We start from the raw sequence: 20,167 nt of genomic DNA, 5'->3' as shown, positions 1-20,167 counted from the left end.
GCGTTTACCCGCCGACTATGACACAATGGTGACAACCGGAGGTTGCCGTGGCTAACTCATTGAAAACCAAAAGCCTGTGCAAGCTGAGCAAGGGCGATATCGAAGACCACTTCAAGCAGCTGATCGCCATCACCCGCGACAGCCGATTCATCTGTGTCAAGTGTGCCCGCTCGGCCACCGATAAGCACTGGCTCTGCAAACCCAAGAAAGCATCCTGAGCAATCCCACTGCACATCCGTTGCCGATAACAGAAGGAGAATACCGAATATGCTGACCCAAGCGATGGTCGACAAGCTGAATGAACAGATCAACCTGGAGTTTTACTCCTCCAACCTCTACCTGCAGATGAGCGCCTGGGCGGAGTACAAGGGGTTCGAGGGTTGTGCGGAGTTTCTCAAGCAGCATGCCGACGAAGAGATGCAGCATATGAAGCGGCTGTTCACCTACGTCAACGAAACCGGCGCGATCGCCCGAATCGGCTCGATCGAAGCGCCGCCCGAGGAGTTCACCTCCATCAAAGACCTGTTCGAAAAGGTTTACGAACACGAAAGCCTGGTCACCCGCAGCATCAATGAACTGGCCCATACCGCGTTCAGCAATCAGGACTACTCCACCTTCAATTTCCTGCAGTGGTATGTCGCCGAGCAGCATGAAGAGGAAAAGCTGTTCAAGGGTATCCTCGACAAGATCGAGATCATCGGCGAAGACGGCAAGGGGCTGTTCTTTATCGACAAGGAGATCGGCAAACTGGTCGGCCAGGAGTCCGGCAGTATCATGGACGCGCCGGCCGAAGTCTGACCTCCGGCCGCTTAGCACCTGATGAGCGATACCGGGATCACGCCGCTGCTGCAGCGGGTCCGCCAATGCGACCTTTGCCGGCAGCAGCTGCCGCAACCTCCCAGGCCGGTGCTGCAGCTTGATCCGCGGGCCCGGCTGCTGATTATCGGTCAGGCTCCCGGCCGGCTCGCCCACCAGAGTGGCATCCCGTTCAATGACAGCAGCGGCGACCGGCTGCGCGACTGGCTGGGTCTGGACCGGCAACAGTTCTACCACAGCGGACTGGTGGCGGTGCTACCGATGGGCTTCTGCTACCCGGGCCGCGGCCGCAGCGGCGATCTGCCGCCGCGCACCGAGTGCGCCCCGCAATGGCACCCGCCGTTGATCGAAGCCCTGCCGGATTGCCAGCTGTGGCTGCTGGTCGGCCGTTATGCCCAGGACTACTACCTGGCTGACAAGCGCTCATTGACCGAGCGGGTCCGTGACCAGCAGCCGGATGCCCGCCAGTTCTGCCTTCCGCACCCGTCACCCCGTAACCGCTTCTGGTTGCAGCGCAACCCCTGGTTCGAACAACAGCAGCTGCCCGCACTGCGCCAGCGGGTCGCCGAACTGCTCGACTGACAGCCAATCAAGCCAGCCGCCGTCGACAACGCTCAATCAACACACAGAGCTGCTCGGTGCTCCCCTCACCGGCATAACGGTAGCGGGTGTATTGCTCGGCCAGCCGCCGCCACTGCTCCGACTGCTCCGGATAGTGCTGTTGCAGACGCTGGCAAAATGCCGATACCGATTCATCCGGCCGGCGCGGCAGCCCACGCTTGGCCAGTTGCGCCTGCAAACGCACAAAGGCCCGATCGCAGGGGTGCAACGGCACCGGCCGGTTGCGCCTCAGCAGCCAGCAGGCCACCAATGCCAGCAATACGCCCAGCAAGAATGTGGTTAACAGTACCGCCCGGCTGAGCTGATTCGCCCCCAGCCAGTCGCGGAACAGGCCGGACTGGCGTTGGTGATAGTTGAGCACCCAGCGCTGCCAGCTGTAGTTAACCGCCTCCCAGCGCATCCGCAGCCGGTTGAGCCACTCGCCACGCCAGCGCATCGGCGAAAAGGGGCTGTCCGCCAGGAACTGCTCATCGCGGGCGAACAGCTGCTCGGCACTGCGCTCGACCCGCTCCGGCGCCACTGCGGCGGTGGGGTCAACCATCACCCAGCCGGCCGGTGGCAGCCAGGCTTCCAGCCAGGCGTGAGCATCGTACTGGCGCACCGTCAGGTAGCCCTCGTAGGGGTTCCACTCGCCGCCCTGGTAACCGCTGACCAGCCGTGCCGGAATACCGACGGCGCGCAGCAACACCGCGGTGGCGCTGGCAAAGTGGCCACAGAAGCCCTGCCGGGTATCGAACAGGAACTGGTCGACCGACTCACCCGGCAGCGGCGGCGGTCGCAGGGTATAGCTGAACCGGTCATGGTAGAGCTGCAGGATCGCCTGCAGGTAGGTTTGCGGATTCCGCTCGCTGCGCTGCCAGAGTTGACGGGCATAAGCCTGGCTGCGTGGATTGCTGCCCTGTGGCAACGCGCTGTCCTGCGGTCGCGGCAGATCCTGCAAGTTTCTCCCCAACTGCGAGCCGAGGGCAAACTGGCGCCTCTGCAGTAGCTCATTTTGCAACTGCAAAGTCCCATCCTGGCGACGCTTAAGGGTACCGGCAAATGTTACCGGCAAAGCTAACGACGGCATGTAGCGCTGGCCGGTCGGTTCCAGGATCAGCTCGTAGTTCAGCGGCGCCCGTTCTCTTTCGATTGCCGCCGCTGCCCCAACGGCGGACGGCCCCTGCTGAGTGCCCTGATCCCGATAGCCGTCGGCCAGACGCCAGCGGCGGCCATCGAACTGCGACAGCGTCATCGCCCGCCAGTAGAGCTGGGTCTGAGCGGGCACCGTCCCGTCAAAACGGGCCTGAAACGCCCTGTCCGCCGAGCGGGTCAACCGGGCCACGTCACCGGGCGCCACCTGCTCCGCCAAACCGGTGGTAGCGTTGCCCTGCTGCCAGCTCAACTGCCAGAACGGCTCGACCCGCGGCACCAGTAGAAACAGCACCAGCGTGATCGGCAGCGCCTGACCGAACAACCGCAGCACCTGCCACAGTGGCCGCCAGCCATCGACCCGGCTGCCCTGGTAAACCGAGCGCAACGCGGTGCTGATCACCGCCAGCACCACCAGCTGATAGATCGCCAGCGGGATCGATTGGTTGAACAGCAATGCCAGCGCCGCCACCAGGTAGGCCAGATAGACCACCAGCAGGGCATCGCGGCGCTGGTACATCTCAAGCAGCTTGAGCAGAAAGCCCAGTACCAGCAGCGCAACCGCCGTCTCCACCCCGATCTGCCCCCTGAAACTGACCAGGATACCGGCGCTACAGCCCAGCAGCAGCAATACACGGACACTCCAATGGGGGTATGACAGACGCCCCTGGTGGATCAGCAGCCGCCAGGCGATGCAGACAGCCGCCAACGCCAGCAGCCAGCCCGGCACCCGGCCGATCAGCGGCAGCAACACCAAGGCAATCGAGGCCAACAGCCAGTTCAGTGCCGGGCGGGATAATTGATAGGGGTTCATGTCGTCCCCTCCCGGTACAACGCCAACGCCCTCAAAACCTTGCGGCGGTGCCGATCGCCATGCGCCGGTGCCAGCTCGACACCCGGCAGCCGCAAACCGTAGAGTTCCCCTTGGCGCTCCAATAGCAGCGCCCAGTGACAAAGCCGGCTCAGCCGCGCCTCGACGGATAGTTCCGGCCATTGAGCCCCATCCAGCCAGCAGTGACGCGCCCGGGCCGCCGGATAGCTTTTGGCGTGAATCCCCAAGCCACGGGCGTAGGCTTTCCAGGCCAACCGCTGCAGCGGCATACCGGGCTGATAACGCTCGAAGCCGCCGAACTCGTCACCGCCGTCCGCCAGTTGTCCGATCCCTTCATCAGCCGGCTCGTAAGCTTGCGGCAAGCAACCACCAGCCTTCGGCTGCGGATAGACCAGCGCCTCCAGGCCGATATCGACCCAGCTCCAGGCGCGCAGCAATCCCAACGGATAGAGGGTTTCGATCAGCAGCGGCCCACTGGCCAGCCGGCCACGCCGGGGGGCCGGCAGGTAGAGCCGCAGGCACTGTTGCTCGCTGTCAATAAGGTCGGTTACCAGCGGCTCGCCGCCCGCCAGGCGCAATTCGACATGCTCGTAATCACGCCGGGTGGTGCGGCCCAGCTGCAACTCGAAAGCGGCTTTTTCACCGACGAAGCAGTCCTGCGCCTGTAGCGCGGTGACTTTCAGGCCGGCCAGGTTGGCATAGGTGTGCAACATCGACAGCAGCAACAGCGCCGTCAACAGGAAGGCGACCGCCTGGATCAGGTTGTTCTGGTAGTTAATGCCGATCAGCGCCAGGATCGTCAGCAGCAGAATAAACACCCAGCCCTGGCGTGACGGCAGGATATAGATCCGGTTCTGGGTCAGTACCGCAGATCGCGCCCGGCTGCGGCGCGTATCGGCCCGCCGCAAAAGCTGGCGTAACGGGCGATCGAACAGCGGAATCGACCTCGACATCAGCCCACCACATCCACCTCGCGCAGCAGCAGGCGGATCAACGCCTCGCCACCGTGCTCACCATAATCCTCGGCAGCCCGCAGGCGATGGCCGAACACCGGTCCGAGCAGTTGCTGCAGATCTTCCGGCACCACGTACTGGCGGCCGTTCAACAACGCCCAGGTTTTGGCACAGCTGAGCAGCGCCAGTGCACCGCGCGGCGAGATACCGTAGGCGAACTGGCCCGACTCGCGGCTGTATCCGACCAGCCGCTGCAGGTAATCGAGCAGGCTGTCGCTGGTTTTCACGTCAGCGGCCCGGGCCCGCACCTCCAGCAGTTGTTCAGACGCCAGACAGACCGGCAACTGTTCGATACGGCCACGCACATCACCGCCCTTCAACAGCAGTCGCTCCGCTTCCGGGGCCGGGTAGCCCAGCGAGATACGCATCAGGAACCGGTCCAGCTGGCTCTCCGGCAGCGGGAAAGTACCGTACTGACTGATCGGGTTCTGGGTGGCTATGACGAAGAATGGCGACGGCAACGGGCGGGTCACCCCTTCCAGGGTGACCTGCTGCTCCTCCATCGCCTCCAGCAAGGCACTCTGGGTTTTCGGCGTGGTACGGTTGATCTCGTCAGCCAGCAACAACTGACTGAACACCGGCCCGGGATGGAAACGGAACTCGCCGTTGGCGGCGCTGAATACAGACACGCCGAGGATATCCCCCGGCAGCATGTCGCTGGTAAACTGCACCCGCTGATACTCCAGCCCCAGCACCCGCGCCAGCGCGTGGGCCAGGGTGGTCTTGCCCATGCCGGGCAGGTCTTCGATCAGCAGGTGCCCCTGAGAGAGCAGACAGGTCAGCGCCAGCTTAACCTGCAACTGCTTGCCGTAGAGTACTGAATCAACGGCGGCGATAGCCCGCGCAATCTCTGTATGCATCCCTTCGACTCCTTGGGAACGGGCTGCGAACGGAGCGATCGCCGGCCCTGGCAGCCGACGCTATTCGCCGACTCAATACACTATAGAACAATCGTGCAGCGGACAGCCGGCGCAGGCCGGGGGTACACTCAGGCCCACTCTGCCAACATCCGGTCGGCCAACCGTTCAGCACTCTGCCAGGCACCCGCCAGGCCATCCGGTTGACACCAATCGCCGCAAGCACCGACCGCCAGGTGCCGATCCCACAACAGCGGTTGCGGCCGTACCGCATGACTGCCGTACAACCAGCAGTGCAGCCGGCTGGTCACCGGCAGCTGACTGATGCTGAACTGCTGCAGGAATGCCTCCCTGATCTGCCGTTCGACCTGGTCCTGCGGTTGTTCGAGCATGCCGGCGGACCAGCTGATTCGGGTATGTAACGCCCAGATATCATGCTCATCATCGGTATTCCGGCCAGGCTTGGCACTGTCGTGAATCACCCTTGCCAACACCGGGTGCTCACCCACTACCAGATCGGCGTCGATCGTCAGCGGCTCACTGAACGCCAGCAGCAATACCCAGCAGGGCGCCGATACAACGGCGGCGGCGCGGCGGGCAAAGCGCGGCACGACTTCCAGCAGCGGTACCGCTTGCGACGCCGGGGTGGCCACCACCACCGCATCGAAGGTGCCGATCGGCTGCCACTTTTCGTCACGCAGCAACAGCTGCTCATCTTCCGGCCAGATCGTATCGACCCGGGTTCCGGTCTGCAGCCGCGCCCCTTCGAGCAACACCCGAGTCAGGCCGCTCATGCTGGGACGCGCCAGATAGACCCGCTGTGAGCGCTGCGGGTATCCGTCAAAATCGCACACTCGCGGCTGCCACTCGAGTAACAGCCCCTCATCCCGCAAGCGGCTCAGCCAGCCACAGTAGTGCGCGTCATCGGTCGCTTCCAGCCAGGGGGCGCCCAGGTCGGCGCTGCCCTGCTCCATCCGGCTCGCCGCCAACCGCCCGCCGCTGCCTCGGCTCTTTTCGAACACTGTGACGCGGTGCCCGCCCTGCACCAGGCGATTGGCGAGTACCGCTCCGGCCAAGCCGGCACCAATAACCGCAACATGCTTATTTCTCATCCGTACCCGCATCCAGTAAAAGCCGGCACGGGGCCGGCGTTAACAATGCAAACAACCGCCTGACACTGGCGGTTGTTCCTAAAGTCCGAGCAGTACTGGATCAGCGACGGTTCCTCAGAACTTCAATGGAATTGCATCCCGATGGTATTCGGCAAACATACCCACACAAGCCTCGTCATGAGGAATCACCTGCACCAGATTAGCCCGGTGCACCCCGGCACGACTGCACACGTCATAGGCCTGGGTGATATTGGTATAGGTAATAACATTGCCCTTGCTGTCCTTGATCAGGTCGCGCACAACCTCCTGCCCCCGTTCGAACTCCACCTCGATCACCATCGGCCCGCAACTGGATTCGACGAAATTCACATTCTTGATATGGTGCTCGCCGGCCAGCGTCTTGAAATCGGCTACTCGCATGACTTGTTCTCCTGTGGTTTCTTAACCTACGGCTCCATCGGTCTGGCAGCCCGGCGGCGTGAACAACGATTCGCCGCACGGTGCGCTCCCCGGCCCGGGGCTCCATAAGCTTAGTCCAGCAGCGATCGAAAGGCCGTTCCTGAACGGTTTAATAACACATTAGAATGAGAATGGATGACGTTAAAGTTAAACGATCTGAAAGTACCGGCCCAACGGAGAGTACCGGCTGAAAGAGAGACACAAGCGGGGCAAGCGGGGATAGATAGAAAGGCAGACGTAAGGAAACTGAATGCCGGGGCGCCCGCCCCGGCACCGAGGGATCAATGCACGTGACCGTGCTCGATCTCCTCCTGAGTGGCATCGCGAACCTCAACGACTTCGACCGCGAACTGCAGGGTTTCGCCGGCCAGCGGGTGGTTGCCATCGATGGTGATGCCGTCGTCTTCCACCTTGATCACGGTGACCGGCTGCTGGCCCCAAGGCGCTTCAGCCATGAACTGCATACCCACTTCGACGGTCTCGATGCCGGAGAAGTTTTCGGTCGGCACCTTCTGAACCAGCTCGTCGTGCTTCTCGCCGTAACCCTCTTCCGGGCTGACGGTCACGTCCAGCTTATCGCCGGCAGCCTTGCCAGCCAGGGCGCTTTCCAGGCCAACTACGATGTTACCTGCACCATGCAGATAGGCCAGCGGCTCGGCGGAGACGGAGCTGTCGATGACGGCGCCGTCGGTGTTGGTCAGAGTGTAGTGAATTGTCACTACCTTGTTGTCGCTGATCTGCATAGAGCTACTCCAAAGAGATTTTTTGTAAATGAACTTACATGGTAAAGCCTCGTGGCGCGATACGCGACCCCCGCGACCCTGCCCTCTAACCGAATTCCCCTGAAAAAAGGGCTACTGACGTAGAAAAGATTTGCCATCCCAGCGCCAGCGGTTGTCCGGATTCAGGTGGACGCCGCCGACCCAACGATCGATCTGGTGCTGTGCCAGCCAGTCACCCTGCCCCGCCAGCAGCTGTTCGGCAAACGCGGTCAACCGAAGCCGCTGCGCCAGAAAGCTCTCATCTGGACCAAACATGCCCGGCAAGCGGAATGGCTGGTCGCCGTCCAACAGCAACAGCGGCTGAGGAGATTCCAGCATCCCCTTGATGATCAGCCAGAAGCTGGAGTCGCCCATGAACGGCACCTCTTCCTGTGCCCATGAATGACGGAAGATACCGGCCGGGCTCTGTTCGCCAGCGGCGACCGCCTGCAGAACCTGCCGCTCGGTGCGGCTGATCCCCTGCAGATCGGGATACTCCTGCAGCAGACGCCGCAATCCGGCCGACAACCAGGGCAGCGCGTCATTCGGCTGTGCGGCAAAAGCGGCCAGGCTACGTGGATTGGGCGCGGTGAAAGCCTGCCAGCCCTCGGCGGCCAGGGCCAATTGGTCTGCGCTAGCCGGTACCGCCTGACAGTAACAGTCGCGCAGCACCTCAGCGGTCATGTCGTCGATACCGATCAGGCCCGGCACGAACACCAGAGTCGGCGCCGCCTGGCCTGTGCCCTCCTGGCCATACCAGGCCAGCATCTGCAGCAGGTGCAGTTGGTCATAGAGTTCGCGACTGTTCCAGATCACCACTTCGCCACGCCCGGCTGCGGCGGTAAACAGTGCATCACGCGTCTGAAAGTGGGTCTGGGCCTCGAACTCACTGGCCCAGCCGCAATAACTGATAAAGCGCGCCCGAATCAGCGACATCTCCTGCAGGCTCAGGCCGGCAGGCACCGGCCCCTCGTGCAGGACATCGGCCCAAGCCAGAAAGGCGCCATCGAATGCAGCCTGCCGAAGCACTTCGTTGGCGTTATCGCCGTTGGTGATATGCAACATTGGTATTCCCTGCGCTGATCTGTTCAGCCAGGAATTATTTCAGTATCGGGGGCAACGGGAAAGGGCCGGCTGCCAAAGCGACCGGGATTCGGCGCTTGTCCGAAGACTGTGCGGACTAACTTAACGACGGGCAGCTCTCAGCCAAGCCTGCTCCTCCGGTGTCAGGTAAACCTCGTCAAGCAGCTCGGCCGCCCAGGGCTCAGTCTCGCACAACCGATGCAACATCAGCAGCGAGCTGATCTTGACCGCCGGGATGGTGCTCCACATCGAGGTCGCCAGGAAGTGCCAATAGTCGGGCTGGGTGCGTTTCGGCTGACGGAGCTGATGGTCACAGCCTTCGCAAATAAAGATGCAGTGTTCCAGCTCCGGCTCCGGTGGCGAGGGCGGCACCTCATGCACCACCAGCTTGACGCCATGTTTATTGCAGAGTTCGCAGTGGGAGCCGGAACGGCGCACCAGATCCTTGCCGAACTTCGACAGGCCGACATGTCGTTCATGGTGTTTTTCATGCCCCTTGCTCATCACTGAATCCTCCGGGTTCCCCCCTGTCCTGATCGCTCGGTTACGCCGGCCCGGACACCGCTTACGGATTACGGCCATTGGCGCGAGTACTATCAGTTTAGACTGTGCAGGCCGGGAGGCAGCCGCGGATGACGGAAAAAGACAGTGATGCGTGGTTTTAAAAGACGGGAATGAAGGCAGTGCGAGAACTCTAAAATCGGCGAAAAATCCACATCTTCAACAGATAAAGGTGCATTTTTCGCCGATTATTGAGCGTTTTTAACGCCTCAGCGATCGCCGCTGATTTTTGCTTTGGCCTGGACGCCGAAGCAGTGTTCCGCCGCCGGGAAGGCACCGGAACGGACCTCTTCGGCGTAACGGCGTGCCGCCTCGCCCAGTTGGCTGCCCAGATCGGCATAGCGCTTAACGAATTTCGGCGTGAACTCACCGAACATGCCCACCAGGTCGTCGGTCACCAGTACCTGGCCATCGCAGGCGCCCGATGCGCCGATGCCGATGGTCGGGATCGACAGATTGGCGCTGATCCGCGCCGCGACCGGCTCGGCGGTCCCCTCAATGACCACGGAAAAGGCCCCAGCGGCTTCCACTGCCTTGGCGTCACGCATGATCTGCTCCGCCTCGGCATCTTCCCGTCCCTGTACCTTGAAGCCGCCCATGCTGTTGGCCGACTGCGGCTTCAGGCCGACGTGGGCCATCACCGGAATGCCGCGCGCCGTCAGGAAAGCGATCGTCTCCGCCATCTCCTCGCCGCCTTCCAGCTTAACCGCCTGGGCATTACTCTGCGCCATCAGCTGCGCCGCATTGCGGAACGCCTGCTGCGGCGATTCCTGATAGCTGCCGAACGGCATATCCACGACCACCAGGGCGTGCTCCGCCCCCCGCGCCACCGCTGCGCCATGATTGATCATCATGTCCAGCGAAACCGTCAAGGTATTCGGCAATCCGTACAGCACCATACCCAGGGAATCGCCGACCAGCAGGATATCGCAATGCGGATCCAACTGACGGGCCATTGGCATGCTGTACGCGGTAAGGACGACCAGCTTCTCACCACCCTTGCGCGCGAGCACCTTGGGTACTGTCACGCGGTCTCGACTGAGATGCACACTCATCTCTTACTCCTGTGTTCGAAAAACCCACGCCATGGTATGCTCCAACCCGCTGTCCTTCTTGCTGCATTAGGACAACAAGTAACGCGAACCGGACATATTATGTGGAAAGTCCTTCCCGAGCCCCAATTCGATAACCTGCAACGACCGGTTTTCTTTCGGGTCATGAAGATCCCGGCCGGCAATCTGGTAGAAGCGCATGACCACCCCTACGGTCAACTTTCGTTCGCCACCCGCGGGGTGATGCTGGCCCGCGCCCACGACACCAGTTACGTTATTCCACCCCAGCATGCGCTCTGGTGCCCGCCGTTCGTCGAGCACGAACTGCGCAGCCGCACCGGGGTGGCGTTCTGTGGCGTTTATATCGGTCATCCCTGGCTGCACGACCTGCCGGCGGAGAGCTGCGTGCTCGAAGTAACCCCGCTGATGCGCGAACTGATCCGCGAGGCGTCGACCCTGCCGGCGGCCTATGACGAGCAAGGGGCCGAAGGACGAATGATCGCCTGCCTGATGGATCAGCTGGTCCGCGCCCGCGAAGTGGCCTACGAACTTCCGCTACCGGAGGATCCCCGATTGGCCCAACTGGCCACCCGACTGCTGGAGCGGCCGGACGACAAACGCACCCTGGAGCAGTGGGCTGATCAGATCGGTGCCACCAGCCGCACCCTTAACCGGCTCTGCCACAAGGAGATGGGCATGGGCTTCCGGGAGTGGCGCCAGCGGTTGCGGATGCTGGAAGCGGTGCAGCGGCTGGAAAGCGGCGAAGCAGTCACCAGCGTGGCGCTGGCGCTGGGCTACAACTCCGCCTCCGCCTTTATCAACCGTTTTAAAACCCTGCTGGGGGTGACGCCGGGTGAATACCTGCGACGAGCGTAAGAAAGTGTTGAGTGTTGAGTGTTGAGTGTTGAGTGTTGAGTGGACAGTAAACAGTGATACAGCCGCGCGGTTAGCCGTTAACTCAAAACTGTTAACTCAAAACTGTTAACTCAGAACTAACTAGAAAGGGACAGCCTCGCGGCTGTCCCCAGATGGCCGAAAACAGATTTCGGCTCTCCACCCTGGCGGGGTAAAGTGGGTCGAACGCTACTAATCAGACAGCGATCTGGTCAGGCAGCAATCTGGCGATCGTGGGTCAGCGTCGCTGACTCGATCAGCGCCTGAGGACAGTGTTCACGAATCAATCTGAACACCGCCGGCAACTTCAGTTCCGGGATATCGATCATCATCAGCAGCTGCCCCTGCTCGATGGCATGGCTGTATTTCTCCAGCTCGGCACGGGGGGTCTGTTCACCGATCATCTTACCCAGCCAACCGCCCAGGCCGATGCCCAACAGGCTACCGGCCAATACCGTACCACCACCCAACACCAGGCCCAGCGGCCCAAGCCCGATCGCACTCAGCCCGGCCAACATGCCCAGGGTCCCACCGGCAACCATCCCCCAATCCAGATCGGTGGCCATTTCAGTGGTTTCGAGGTCGGTTGCTTCATGCAGGTGCGCCTGCTCCAGCATATGGTGGTCTTTGGCCACGATATGCATCCAATTGTCATCGATATCCAGTGCACGCAATCCTTCGACGACCGTTTCCGCCTGGCCCAGCGACGGGGCCAGAAATATCAGCCGTTTCATGCTGCTGCCTCCACCTGTAAATCTTTCTGCAGTATAGTTCATACGCTTGTTTGAACCGGGGCGCTGAGTGCACGAAAAGGCCAGCGAATCAGCGTTGGAGCGGGCGGAAAAAGCGACCACCGGGTGAGATCCTTGAAGCGGTTCAGTAGCAGATCAGCGGCGCCTGATGCCGATAACCGGGGCCATTGAGTTCCTGCAGGATGAAGTGCGCCACGTCGGCGCGAGCGATCTTGCCGCAACGGATGCCGTCCAGGTCGGTCAGCACCCGGTACTGACCGGTGCGCGGACCGTGGGTCAGGAAACCGGGCCGGATGATGGTCCAGTCCAGATTACTGCGCCGCACCAGGTACTCCTGGCGATCCTTGTCCTTGTAGATGGTACCCAGCACGAAGGGGTGGAACAGCCGGTCGTAGAGCCAGCCACCGTGCCCCCGGCTGTCGCCGGCGCCGATGCCGGTAACCACCAGCAGCCGCTTGACGTGTGCGGCGTGCATGGCGTCGATCACGTTACGGGTGCCTTCCGAAAAACAGCGCACCTTGTCGAAGCTGGGCAGCGCACCGATGCAGATTACCACCGCATCCTGGCCCGGCATCAGCCGCTGTACCGAGAAGAAATCCAGGATATCGGCGCGATTGACCGTCAACGCGCCCTGGCAGTCCTCCATCCGGCCGATCCGCCGGGCACAGGCGGTCACCTGATGCTGTTGCTGCAACGCCTGGCGAACCACCTCCAGACCGATACCCCGACTCGCTCCGATCACCAGCAACCGCATCGCCGCTCTCCCCACTTCCATTTCGATAGAGCATCTACCGAAAAACCGCCCGGGTCAAAGAGCATTCCGCAATCTGTACCCGCTCAGCCGTCGCCCAGAACGAACGGGTCGGCATCCAACCAGGCCGGAAACTTCTCCCGGAACGCGGCCAGCTGACCGGCACTGAGGGCGGTGCTTTCGATAAACGGCTGGCCGGCCGGCCGATCGATCAGCGGTTCACCCTTGAAGTCGACCAGCATCGAATCGCCGCTGTAGGGCAGCTGGTTGCCATCCTCGCCGACCCGGTTGACGCCCGCCACGTAGCAGAGGTTTTCGACCGCCCGCGCCTGCAGCAGGGTCCGCCAGGGGTGACGGCGCGGCTGCGGCCAGTTGGCAACACACAACAGCAGGTCGTACTCCTGGCGGTTGCGGCTGAACACCGGGAAGCGCAGGTCGTAACAGATCAGCGGCAGGATCCGCCAGCCCCGGTAGCCGAAGATCACCCGTCGCTCGCCGGCCTGATAGTGCTGGTGCTCGCCAGCCATCCGGAACAGGTGCCACTTGTCGTAGTATTGCACCTCGCCCTGCGGGCTGACGAACAGCAGCCGGTTGCAGTAACGGCCGCCCAGGTCGGTGGCGACGCTGCCGGTGATCGCCGCGCCCAGTTCGGCCGCCTGCTGTCGCAGCCAGTCGGTGGTCGGCCCGTCGACCGGCTCGGCCACCTGCTCCGGCGCCATGCTGAAGCCGCTGGTGAACATCTCCGGCAGCACGATCAGGTCGCTCTGGCCGGCCAGCGGTTGCAGCAGTTCCGCCAGCCGGTCGCGGTTGGCCTGCTGCTGCTGCCAGACCAGTTCGGTCTGGACCAGGCTGATCCGCAGATCCTGCTGCGGCCCGTGCTCGATCAGATCCGACATAGCCGCTCCGCCGCCTGTTTCAGGGTGTCCGCCTGCTTGGCGAAGCAGAGCCGTACCAGACGGGTACCCGGATCGACCTCGCTGAACACCGACAGCGGAATCGCCGCCACACCGGCCTGCTCCACCAGCCAGCGGCAGAACTCGACATCCGGCAGCTCGCTGATGGCGCTGTAATCGACCAGCTGGAAATAGGTGCCGGGACAGGGCGACAGCTGGAAGCGACTGCCCTGCAGCAGGTCACAGAACAGGTCGCGTTTCTGCTGATAGAACGCCGGCAGCGACAGGTAATGATCCGGGTCGCTGGTCAGATAGTCGGCCAGCGCCAGCTGTACCGGGGTGATGGTCGAGAAGGTCAGGTACTGGTGTACTTTGCGCAGCTCGGCGGTCAGCGCGGCCGGCGCCACGCAGTAGCCGACCTTCCAGCCGGTGGTATGGAAGGTCTTGCCGAATGAGGAGACCACGAAAGCCCGCTCGGCCAGTTCGGCATGGCGCAGCAGGCTCTGATGCTCGGCGCCGTCGAATACAATGTGCTCGTAGACCTCGTCGCCCAGCAGCAGGATATCGCTGCCGCGCAGCAGTTCGGCCAGCCGCTCCAGATCCCCGGCGCTGAGCACCGCGCCGGTCGGGTTGTGCGGTGTATTGACGATGATCATCCGGGTGCGGCCGTTGATCGCCTGGCGCAAAGCGTCCCAGTCGATGCTGAATGCCGGCGGCTGCAATGGCAGACGCACCGCCCGACCGCCGTTCAGCTCGATCGCCGGCTGGTAGCTGTCGTAGCTCGGATCAAACAGGATCACCTCATCGCCGGCGCGGACCACCGCGCTGATCGCGGCGAACAGCGCCTCGGTGGCACCGGAGGTCACGGTAATCTCGCTGTCCGGGCAGACCGGCCGGCCGTAGAGCGCTTCGGTCTTGCCGGCAATCGCCTGGCGCAGGGCCGGCACCCCCGGCATCGGCGCATATTGGTTGGCGCCCTGCTCGATATAGTGGCTCACCCGCTGGCGCAGCTCGGCCGGGCCATCGAAGTCGGGAAACCCCTGCGACAGGTTGATGGCGTCGTGTTCCGCCGCCAGCTGCGACATCTGGCTGAAGATGGTGGTGCCCACATGGGGCAGCTTGCTTTCGGGATACTGCATGGTGCCTTGGTCCACACTTATTTTTTCAGCGGAGTGTACCCGCAAGCCGGGGGCATTGCACCCGCACCGCGCCCGCGGGGAACTCCTGGCGCGTTACCGGTCAAATCAAACCGAAAATCGAGAATGAAGGAGAAACCGGATGGCCGAGCCCAAATGCCCCAGCTGCGCAATCGAAGGGATCGAACATATAGTATCGAAGGATTCAGAGGAGCGCGCCCGCGACCGGAACGCCTGGTTCCAGGTGGTCTACTGCAACAGCTGCGGCCATATCTACGGCGTATTCGCCAAGCATGTGCTGCCGTCCGGCAAACAGAACGGCCCACAGCTGGTACTGAATCGCTGAGCCAGCCTTCGCCTCAGAAAATAATCAGGTGCAGCACGCCGCGCAGCACCATGCCGGCACAGGCGCCGATCACCGCAACCCGAGCGATGGCGGCAACCCGCGGACCGGCCGCCACCAGCACCGCCACGCCGACCAGGTCGAGCGGATTGGTGGCAAAGCCGGCCATCCGGTTCAACTCCTGGGCGCTCATCGCGCCGCTATTGAGCAGCTCCAGCGTCACCCCCATAAAGGCGGTACCACCGGCGATGAACTTGGTGACCAGCGGCAACACCGTCGATTCCGGCAGGCCGATTAGCGCCAGCAGCGGCGCCAGCACGGCGCTGATCAGGTCGATCGCCTCGGTCGCCCGCAGGGTGTTGACGAAGCAGATCGCCAAAATCAGCATCGGCAGCATGCCGATCACGATCTTGACCCCCTCCTGGCCGCCATCGGACAGCACCTGCATCGCGGTCCTCGGCTCGGATGCCGACTTCACCTCATGGTTAAGGCTGTGATCCACCTGCCAGGCCGGTTGCCGGGCCAGCAGGTAGTAGGTCAGGCTGGCGGCAAACAGGCCGCCGACCAGCGATGTCAGCATGATTACCGGCAGGTCCAGCCCCACCGCCACCATCGGAAACACCACGTTGGCCTGCGACATGGTCAGCACCATCGCCAACGTGGCGGCGATCTGCCGCTGGGCGGTACCGTTGCGATCCATCAGGCTGAAGGTGGCCACCGGCGCGGCGAAGCTGACGAACAGCAGCTTGATAATTGCAAACACCCCCAGCCCCGGCAGGCCAAAGATTTTCAGCAGCGGTTCCAGCTGGTTGGCGACCCAGGCCAACACGCCCTTGGCGTCGAGCAGCTTCATCAGCGCCAACATCACCACCATGATCGGCAGCAGGATATAGAGGGTCATATCTACCGCCGAGCGGCCCGATTCAAGAATAACGCCGATGATCTGTTCCAACGCTGGCTCTCCCTGCTGTTCAGTGGCCGGAACTGGCCTGCCGCTATTCTATCCCGCTGTTTTTATTACGTAAAAGTGATTACATAACAGGTCTGACCAACGCTTTTGGGCTAGCATGAGGGGAGAAGCCAGTAACGAATCAGGTCGATGCCAATCATGCCACATCTGCCCCTGCTAATACTGACCTGCCTGCTGGGCGCTCTGCTCAGTGCCCCAGGCAATGCCGCCAGCTATCGGTTGGCCAGCGACGAAGGCGTGATCGGCACCCTGCAGATGACCACCGCCAGTGCGGACGACACCCTGGTACGGATCGCCCGCCGCCACAACCTCGGTTATCGCGAGATGGTGCTGGCCAACCACCAGACCGACCGCTGGCTACCCGAACCGGGCGGTCTGATCCTGCTGCCAACCCAGCATGTGCTGCCGAAGGCGCCACGACGGGGGATCGTTATCAATCTGGCCGAGATGCGGCTCTATTACTTTCCAGCTGAACGAACAGGCGAGGTCTGGACCTATCCGGTCGGCATCGGACGCGAAGGCTGGCAGACTCCGCGTGCCCTGACCCATATCAGCGCCAAGATCGAAGCGCCGAGCTGGACCCCACCGGAATCGATCCGCCAGGAGTACAGCGAACGCGGTATCGAGCTGCCCGCCAGCATTCCAGCCGGCCCGGACAACCCGCTTGGCAGCCATGCACTGCGGCTGGCCCTACCCGGCTACCTGCTGCACGGCACCAACCGCCCGGCCGGCGTCGGCATGAAGGTCAGCCATGGTTGTATACGTCTTTATCCCGAGGATATCGCCAGCCTGTTTGCCGAGGTCCGAGTGGAAACACCGGTCAGGATTGTTGATCAGCCGTTCAAGCTGGGCTGGCAGGACGGATTGCTGTTTCTGGAGGTCAGCCGGCCGGATTATCCGATTGCCGAGGCCGGCCATCAGGGGATCGATATGAACCAGCTGGTAGATGCCATCATCGCCGCTACGCCGGAACAGGATGCCCATATCGACTGGCAGCTGGTCGAACAGATCGCTAAGCAGGCCGATGGCGTGCCGGCCGCCATTGGTTATCGCCGCCGTACCGATCGGGCGGCTGGTCGGCAGCTGACCAGCTCACCCTGAAACCGGTACCCTTCCAGTCGCTATTTACGCATCGAGTCTTCGAAGGCGCGATTGATCCGCTGAGTGTTGGCTTCGCAACAAGCCTGGGCTTTCTTGGCCGCTTCCATCGCCATCGCCGCATCGCGGGATGCCTGATCGGCCTTGGCAGCCGCCGCGTTGGCCCGCTCCATCGCATCCTGCGCCATCGTGCGCATGGAATCCATTTCAGAGTGACTGGTACTGGCGCACCCGGCGATCAGGCCGGCGGCCACCAATGGCAACAGTAATTTGAAGGATCTCATCTTTTTCCGCCCCTGCATGTGGATGATAGGTACTGCTGTGACGGAAAGTATAGACAAGGCTTTGTAAAGTTCAGGAAACAGAGCACAGGACCGATAGAAAAATTGACGTCCGGCAAATAGAGGGCAAGATCGGCCGAGATCGGTCACTGATTGCAGCAGATGGAACCCGGCGTATCCGGACCGGCCCGTTCGGCAAGCGGCGGCTGTAAAGCGAACGCCCCTTCACTCCATCTGGTAGGGCTCGATCCGGAAAGCCTCCAATGAATAACCGGAGGCGCCCAGCTCGTGAGTGGTTGTCTCGATGGTCAGCTTGCCGGTTACCCAGATCGCATCGTACAGGTTCTTCACCTGGGTACCCGGTTCATAGTGAACATGGACAATCTGGTTGGAGGGCGGCGGCGGCACGTGGATGCAGGCGCCGAAATAGGGTACCAGGAAGAACCGGCTGACGGTCTGGCCATCCCCTTCCAGCGGCACCACGAAGCCGGGAATTTTAACCATCTTGCCATCCAGCTCCTTGACCACCGGCGCCGACTGCAGCACCTCCATCATCTGGTCGTATTTCTGCTGGGCACGCGGATCGTAATCCTCCAGCGAGCCGATCTCATCATCGCCGCCCAGGACATTATCAAATGTGAAATCGGCCGGCATCAGGGCGTCCCATTCCAGCTCTTGAACTTCTTCGCCATTGACCAGCTCGGCCGCCTGCAACGGGGTCGCCAGCAAGCACAACATCAGCAGGGCACCGGACAACAGGGACAGTAATGCACGCATAGTACAGACTCTCAAGCGTTACAGCCGGATGGTCAGGCCATCGGCCAGGGAGTTTCGATAGGCCCGGTAACCGGGCACCACACCCACCAGTATACCCGCCACGGCAACCAGGCCAAGCAACTGCAACTGGTAGCTGCTCAGTGCACTGATCGCGATATGTAGCCCGAACAGTTGCTCGATCCACGGCTGAGCCAACAGCAGGGCGGCATACAACAACAGCGTGCCGACCAGGCAGCCGAGCAGTGTCAGCACCGTGGTCTCCAGGGTCAGCAAAGCGATGATCTGCCAAGGCCTCGCACCGACCGAGCGCAGGATCGCCATCTCGCGCCGGCGCTCGTTCAAACTGCTGAGCAACACGGTCAGCATACCGATCAGCCCGGTCAGTACCACGAAGCCGGAGATCACCAGCAATGCCTGCTCGGCGATGCCGATCATCTGCCACAGCTGCTGCAACGCAACGCCGGGCAGGATTGCCGACAGCGGCTCGGCACGGTAGTTGTTGATCGCCCGCTGCAGATGGAAGGTAGCGATCTTCGATTTCAGGCCAACCATGAACGCGGTGATCTGCTTCGGCTGCAGGTCCAGCGCCCGCGCCTTTTCGGCATCCACCTTGGCGCCTGGTATCGGCACCCCGGCGCGCCAATCCAGGTGGATCGCCTCGATCGCCTCAAGGCTGACATGCAGGGTGCTGTCGACCGGCGTTCCGGTGCGGGCCAGGATACCGACTACCCGGAACGGCTTGTCCTTGTGTTCGGCGAAACTGGTGTTGCCCATGCCGTGGGCGATCACCAACTGCTGGCCGAGTTTGTAACCCAGTTTCTGCGCCACCTCGGCGCCGAGCACCACATCGTAGAGATCGTCGAACGGCTGCCCTTCGGCGAAGCTCAATTGCCGCTCGGCGCCGTACCGGTAATGACGGAAGTAATCCTGATTGGTACCCAACACCCGGAAGCCACGGTGCGAATCACCCAGCGCCAGCGGGATGGTCCAGGCCACGTTGCGATGGCCGGCAATCTCCTGGTAGCTCTGCCAGGAGATATTGTTGGTGGCATCGCCGATACGGAACACCGAATAGAGCAGCAGTTGCACCTGGCCGCTGCGCGCACCGACCACCAGATCGGTGCCGGAGATGGTATTGGCGAAGCTGCTGCGCGCCTCCACCCGGACCTTTTCCACCCCCAACAGCAGCATCACGCTGATACTGATCGCCAATACCGTCAGCAGGACGCTGCTGCGGCGGTTCCATAGACTGTGCCAGGCCAGCGAGATCAGCATGACTCACCTCCTCTCGCCCGGTTCACCTCGGTCAGCAACAGGCTGCGGTCGAACGCTTGCTGCAGACTGCGATCATGGCTGACGAACAGCAGCGTGCTGCCGGTGGCGTCACATTCGCGAATCAGCAGGTCGATAAAGATCTGCCGGGCATCGCTGTCCAGCGCCGACGTGGGTTCATCGGCGATAATGATCTCCGGACTGCCGATCAGCGCCCGCGCCGCAGCGACCCGCTGCTGCTGACCGACCGACAGATCGCAAACCGAACGCCCCTGCAGGGCCGGCTCATCCAGTTCCAGCGCCGCCAGCAATATCCGGGCGGCATCCCGCTCGCTGCCGTACTGGGCCCGCGCCCGCTCAGCCCGTAGACGGGAGAAGCGGCACGGCAGCATTACGTTCTCTTCCAGCGACAGGTAGGGCAGCAAGTTAAAGCTCTGGAAGATAAAGCCGACATGATCGGCCCGCATCCGGTCGCGCTGGCGAGCGGAGTTCGCCGCCAACGGCTGACCGAGCAACCGGATCTCCCCCTGCAGTGGGGTCAGCACCCCGCCGACCAAGTTCAACAGCGTACTCTTGCCGCATCCGGACGGCCCCTGCAGGAACAGCCGCTCGCCACGGGGCAATGCGAAATGATCGATCTGCAATATCGGAGACTGTTTTGGCCAGGCAAAACTCAAGCCACTCAGCTCAATCGCCATATCT

The 20,167-nt window shown here is 62.3% G+C and carries 24 protein-coding genes; 6 read left to right on the top strand and 18 right to left on the bottom strand.

Features of this window, described 5'->3' with window-relative positions; translation table 11 throughout:
- The first annotated feature begins 47 nt into the window (after positions 1 to 47).
- From K6T12_RS06785 to K6T12_RS06775, 3 genes are read left to right on the top strand one after another with little or no spacing between them, the layout of a single operon-like run.
- Positions 48 to 218, top strand: a complete 171-nt coding sequence (locus tag K6T12_RS06785; protein WP_222220772.1) for a hypothetical protein — start codon at positions 48 to 50, stop codon at positions 216 to 218.
- A gap of 49 nt (positions 219 to 267) precedes the next feature.
- Complete coding sequence (gene ftnA, locus K6T12_RS06780) at positions 268 to 798, top strand: non-heme ferritin (protein WP_222220771.1); 531 nt, start codon at positions 268 to 270, stop codon at positions 796 to 798.
- Between the two features lie 21 nt (positions 799 to 819).
- Entirely contained in the window at positions 820 to 1,398 is a 579-nt protein-coding gene (locus tag K6T12_RS06775; protein ID WP_222220769.1) for a uracil-DNA glycosylase family protein, read from the top strand.
- A gap of 7 nt (positions 1,399 to 1,405) precedes the next feature.
- Here the strand turns inward: K6T12_RS06775 and K6T12_RS06770 are convergent, their stop codons facing one another.
- The 9 genes from K6T12_RS06770 to panB all read right to left on the bottom strand — a co-directional run bounded on the left by K6T12_RS06770 (position 1,406) and on the right by panB (position 10,301).
- Complete coding sequence (locus tag K6T12_RS06770) at positions 1,406 to 3,382, bottom strand: transglutaminase TgpA family protein (RefSeq protein WP_222220767.1); 1,977 nt, start codon at positions 3,380 to 3,382, stop codon at positions 1,406 to 1,408.
- A complete protein-coding gene (locus tag K6T12_RS06765; RefSeq protein WP_222220765.1) occupies positions 3,379 to 4,353 on the bottom strand; it encodes a DUF58 domain-containing protein in 975 nt (324 codons plus the stop codon). The genes K6T12_RS06770 and K6T12_RS06765 overlap by 4 nt, the downstream gene beginning before the upstream one ends.
- Positions 4,353 to 5,273 (bottom strand): AAA family ATPase, encoded by a 921-nt coding sequence (locus tag K6T12_RS06760; RefSeq protein WP_222220763.1) that lies wholly within the window; start codon positions 5,271 to 5,273, stop codon positions 4,353 to 4,355. The genes K6T12_RS06765 and K6T12_RS06760 overlap by 1 nt, the downstream gene beginning before the upstream one ends.
- A 128-nt stretch (positions 5,274 to 5,401) precedes the next feature.
- Positions 5,402 to 6,382 carry an NAD(P)/FAD-dependent oxidoreductase gene (locus K6T12_RS06755; RefSeq protein WP_222220761.1) on the bottom strand — a complete coding sequence of 327 codons (981 nt, stop codon included), beginning with the start codon at positions 6,380 to 6,382 and terminating at the stop codon, positions 5,402 to 5,404.
- A gap of 114 nt (positions 6,383 to 6,496) precedes the next feature.
- A complete protein-coding gene (locus K6T12_RS06750; protein ID WP_222220759.1) occupies positions 6,497 to 6,802 on the bottom strand; it encodes a hypothetical protein in 306 nt (101 codons plus the stop codon).
- 320 nt (positions 6,803 to 7,122) lie between these two features.
- Positions 7,123 to 7,584, bottom strand: coding sequence for an FKBP-type peptidyl-prolyl cis-trans isomerase (locus K6T12_RS06745; RefSeq protein ID WP_222220757.1), 462 nt, complete (start codon positions 7,582 to 7,584; stop codon positions 7,123 to 7,125).
- A gap of 111 nt (positions 7,585 to 7,695) precedes the next feature.
- A complete protein-coding gene (locus K6T12_RS06740) occupies positions 7,696 to 8,667 on the bottom strand; it encodes a DUF1835 domain-containing protein (RefSeq protein ID WP_222220755.1) in 972 nt (323 codons plus the stop codon).
- A 120-nt stretch (positions 8,668 to 8,787) separates the two neighbouring features.
- Complete coding sequence (locus tag K6T12_RS06735; protein WP_222220753.1) at positions 8,788 to 9,189, bottom strand: phnA protein; 402 nt, start codon at positions 9,187 to 9,189, stop codon at positions 8,788 to 8,790.
- A 266-nt stretch (positions 9,190 to 9,455) separates the two neighbouring features.
- A complete protein-coding gene (gene panB / locus K6T12_RS06730) occupies positions 9,456 to 10,301 on the bottom strand; it encodes a 3-methyl-2-oxobutanoate hydroxymethyltransferase (RefSeq protein ID WP_222220751.1) in 846 nt (281 codons plus the stop codon).
- A gap of 99 nt (positions 10,302 to 10,400) precedes the next feature.
- Between panB and K6T12_RS06725 the strand changes: the two genes are divergently transcribed.
- Positions 10,401 to 11,174 (top strand): AraC family transcriptional regulator, encoded by a 774-nt coding sequence (locus K6T12_RS06725; RefSeq protein ID WP_222220749.1) that lies wholly within the window; start codon positions 10,401 to 10,403, stop codon positions 11,172 to 11,174.
- 230 nt (positions 11,175 to 11,404) lie between these two features.
- On the opposite strand, the gene K6T12_RS06720 is transcribed toward K6T12_RS06725, so the two are convergent.
- From K6T12_RS06720 to K6T12_RS06705, 4 genes are all read right to left on the bottom strand, one after another.
- A complete protein-coding gene (locus K6T12_RS06720) occupies positions 11,405 to 11,926 on the bottom strand; it encodes a hypothetical protein (RefSeq protein ID WP_222220747.1) in 522 nt (173 codons plus the stop codon).
- Positions 11,927 to 12,068: 142 nt separating this feature from the next.
- The gene (locus K6T12_RS06715; protein ID WP_222220745.1) at positions 12,069 to 12,698 is read right to left on the bottom strand and encodes an NAD(P)-dependent oxidoreductase; all 630 of its coding nucleotides are present in this window, start codon (positions 12,696 to 12,698) and stop codon (positions 12,069 to 12,071) included.
- A gap of 83 nt (positions 12,699 to 12,781) precedes the next feature.
- The gene (locus tag K6T12_RS06710) at positions 12,782 to 13,591 is read right to left on the bottom strand and encodes an amidohydrolase (RefSeq protein ID WP_222220743.1); all 810 of its coding nucleotides are present in this window, start codon (positions 13,589 to 13,591) and stop codon (positions 12,782 to 12,784) included.
- Positions 13,579 to 14,727, bottom strand: coding sequence for a pyridoxal phosphate-dependent aminotransferase (locus tag K6T12_RS06705; RefSeq protein ID WP_222220742.1), 1,149 nt, complete (start codon positions 14,725 to 14,727; stop codon positions 13,579 to 13,581). Before K6T12_RS06705 ends, K6T12_RS06710 begins: the two co-directional genes overlap by 13 nt.
- Before the next feature lie 139 nt (positions 14,728 to 14,866).
- Between K6T12_RS06705 and K6T12_RS06700 the strand changes: the two genes are divergently transcribed.
- Positions 14,867 to 15,070: a transcriptional regulator gene (locus K6T12_RS06700; RefSeq protein ID WP_222220741.1), complete on the top strand. Its 204-nt coding sequence runs from the start codon at positions 14,867 to 14,869 to the stop codon at positions 15,068 to 15,070.
- A gap of 13 nt (positions 15,071 to 15,083) precedes the next feature.
- Here the strand turns inward: K6T12_RS06700 and K6T12_RS06695 are convergent, their stop codons facing one another.
- A complete protein-coding gene (locus K6T12_RS06695) occupies positions 15,084 to 16,019 on the bottom strand; it encodes a nucleoside recognition domain-containing protein (RefSeq protein ID WP_222220740.1) in 936 nt (311 codons plus the stop codon).
- Positions 16,020 to 16,175: 156 nt separating this feature from the next.
- Between K6T12_RS06695 and K6T12_RS06690 the strand changes: the two genes are divergently transcribed.
- Positions 16,176 to 17,138, top strand: a complete 963-nt coding sequence (locus tag K6T12_RS06690) for a L,D-transpeptidase family protein (protein WP_222220739.1) — start codon at positions 16,176 to 16,178, stop codon at positions 17,136 to 17,138.
- A 20-nt stretch (positions 17,139 to 17,158) separates the two neighbouring features.
- Here K6T12_RS06690 and K6T12_RS06685 read toward each other — a convergent pair whose 3' ends face one another.
- The 4 genes from K6T12_RS06685 to K6T12_RS06670 all read right to left on the bottom strand — a co-directional run bounded on the left by K6T12_RS06685 (position 17,159) and on the right by K6T12_RS06670 (position 20,163).
- Complete coding sequence (locus K6T12_RS06685) at positions 17,159 to 17,419, bottom strand: Lpp/OprI family alanine-zipper lipoprotein (protein ID WP_222220738.1); 261 nt, start codon at positions 17,417 to 17,419, stop codon at positions 17,159 to 17,161.
- 222 nt (positions 17,420 to 17,641) lie between these two features.
- Positions 17,642 to 18,193 carry a DUF3299 domain-containing protein gene (locus tag K6T12_RS06680; RefSeq protein ID WP_222220737.1) on the bottom strand — a complete coding sequence of 184 codons (552 nt, stop codon included), beginning with the start codon at positions 18,191 to 18,193 and terminating at the stop codon, positions 17,642 to 17,644.
- Between the two features lie 18 nt (positions 18,194 to 18,211).
- Complete coding sequence (locus K6T12_RS06675; protein WP_222220736.1) at positions 18,212 to 19,468, bottom strand: ABC transporter permease; 1,257 nt, start codon at positions 19,466 to 19,468, stop codon at positions 18,212 to 18,214.
- Positions 19,462 to 20,163 (bottom strand): ABC transporter ATP-binding protein, encoded by a 702-nt coding sequence (locus K6T12_RS06670; protein WP_315853573.1) that lies wholly within the window; start codon positions 20,161 to 20,163, stop codon positions 19,462 to 19,464. The genes K6T12_RS06675 and K6T12_RS06670 overlap by 7 nt, the downstream gene beginning before the upstream one ends.
- Positions 20,164 to 20,167 lie beyond the last annotated feature (4 nt).

The sequence above is a fragment of the Marinobacterium arenosum genome (genome assembly GCF_019795155.1).
In the GTDB taxonomy this organism is placed as follows: domain Bacteria; phylum Pseudomonadota; class Gammaproteobacteria; order Pseudomonadales; family Balneatricaceae; genus Marinobacterium_C; species Marinobacterium_C arenosum.
This window is presented reverse-complemented; position numbering and strand designations above follow the sequence as displayed.

What these genes read in the sequence shown, in the direction of transcription:
- K6T12_RS06670 (WP_315853573.1), bottom strand. Translation starts at nt 20,163, where the DNA reads ATGGCGATTGAGCTGAGTGGCTTGAGTTTTGCCTGGCCAAAACAGTCT.
- K6T12_RS06740 (WP_222220755.1), bottom strand. Translation starts at nt 8,667, where the DNA reads ATGTTGCATATCACCAACGGCGATAACGCCAACGAAGTGCTTCGGCAG.
- K6T12_RS06700 (WP_222220741.1), top strand. Translation starts at nt 14,867, where the DNA reads ATGGCCGAGCCCAAATGCCCCAGCTGCGCAATCGAAGGGATCGAACAT.
- K6T12_RS06715 (WP_222220745.1), bottom strand. Translation starts at nt 12,698, where the DNA reads ATGCGGTTGCTGGTGATCGGAGCGAGTCGGGGTATCGGTCTGGAGGTG.
- K6T12_RS06770 (WP_222220767.1), bottom strand. Translation starts at nt 3,382, where the DNA reads ATGAACCCCTATCAATTATCCCGCCCGGCACTGAACTGGCTGTTGGCC.
- K6T12_RS06765 (WP_222220765.1), bottom strand. Translation starts at nt 4,353, where the DNA reads ATGTCGAGGTCGATTCCGCTGTTCGATCGCCCGTTACGCCAGCTTTTG.
- K6T12_RS06690 (WP_222220739.1), top strand. Translation starts at nt 16,176, where the DNA reads ATGCCACATCTGCCCCTGCTAATACTGACCTGCCTGCTGGGCGCTCTG.
- panB (WP_222220751.1), bottom strand. Translation starts at nt 10,301, where the DNA reads ATGAGTGTGCATCTCAGTCGAGACCGCGTGACAGTACCCAAGGTGCTC.
- K6T12_RS06675 (WP_222220736.1), bottom strand. Translation starts at nt 19,468, where the DNA reads ATGCTGATCTCGCTGGCCTGGCACAGTCTATGGAACCGCCGCAGCAGC.
- K6T12_RS06725 (WP_222220749.1), top strand. Translation starts at nt 10,401, where the DNA reads ATGTGGAAAGTCCTTCCCGAGCCCCAATTCGATAACCTGCAACGACCG.
- K6T12_RS06705 (WP_222220742.1), bottom strand. Translation starts at nt 14,727, where the DNA reads ATGCAGTATCCCGAAAGCAAGCTGCCCCATGTGGGCACCACCATCTTC.
- K6T12_RS06685 (WP_222220738.1), bottom strand. Translation starts at nt 17,419, where the DNA reads ATGAGATCCTTCAAATTACTGTTGCCATTGGTGGCCGCCGGCCTGATC.
- ftnA (WP_222220771.1), top strand. Translation starts at nt 268, where the DNA reads ATGCTGACCCAAGCGATGGTCGACAAGCTGAATGAACAGATCAACCTG.
- K6T12_RS06710 (WP_222220743.1), bottom strand. Translation starts at nt 13,591, where the DNA reads ATGTCGGATCTGATCGAGCACGGGCCGCAGCAGGATCTGCGGATCAGC.
- K6T12_RS06680 (WP_222220737.1), bottom strand. Translation starts at nt 18,193, where the DNA reads ATGCGTGCATTACTGTCCCTGTTGTCCGGTGCCCTGCTGATGTTGTGC.
- K6T12_RS06720 (WP_222220747.1), bottom strand. Translation starts at nt 11,926, where the DNA reads ATGAAACGGCTGATATTTCTGGCCCCGTCGCTGGGCCAGGCGGAAACG.
- K6T12_RS06755 (WP_222220761.1), bottom strand. Translation starts at nt 6,382, where the DNA reads ATGAGAAATAAGCATGTTGCGGTTATTGGTGCCGGCTTGGCCGGAGCG.
- K6T12_RS06735 (WP_222220753.1), bottom strand. Translation starts at nt 9,189, where the DNA reads ATGAGCAAGGGGCATGAAAAACACCATGAACGACATGTCGGCCTGTCG.
- K6T12_RS06775 (WP_222220769.1), top strand. Translation starts at nt 820, where the DNA reads ATGAGCGATACCGGGATCACGCCGCTGCTGCAGCGGGTCCGCCAATGC.
- K6T12_RS06745 (WP_222220757.1), bottom strand. Translation starts at nt 7,584, where the DNA reads ATGCAGATCAGCGACAACAAGGTAGTGACAATTCACTACACTCTGACC.
- K6T12_RS06750 (WP_222220759.1), bottom strand. Translation starts at nt 6,802, where the DNA reads ATGCGAGTAGCCGATTTCAAGACGCTGGCCGGCGAGCACCATATCAAG.
- K6T12_RS06760 (WP_222220763.1), bottom strand. Translation starts at nt 5,273, where the DNA reads ATGCATACAGAGATTGCGCGGGCTATCGCCGCCGTTGATTCAGTACTC.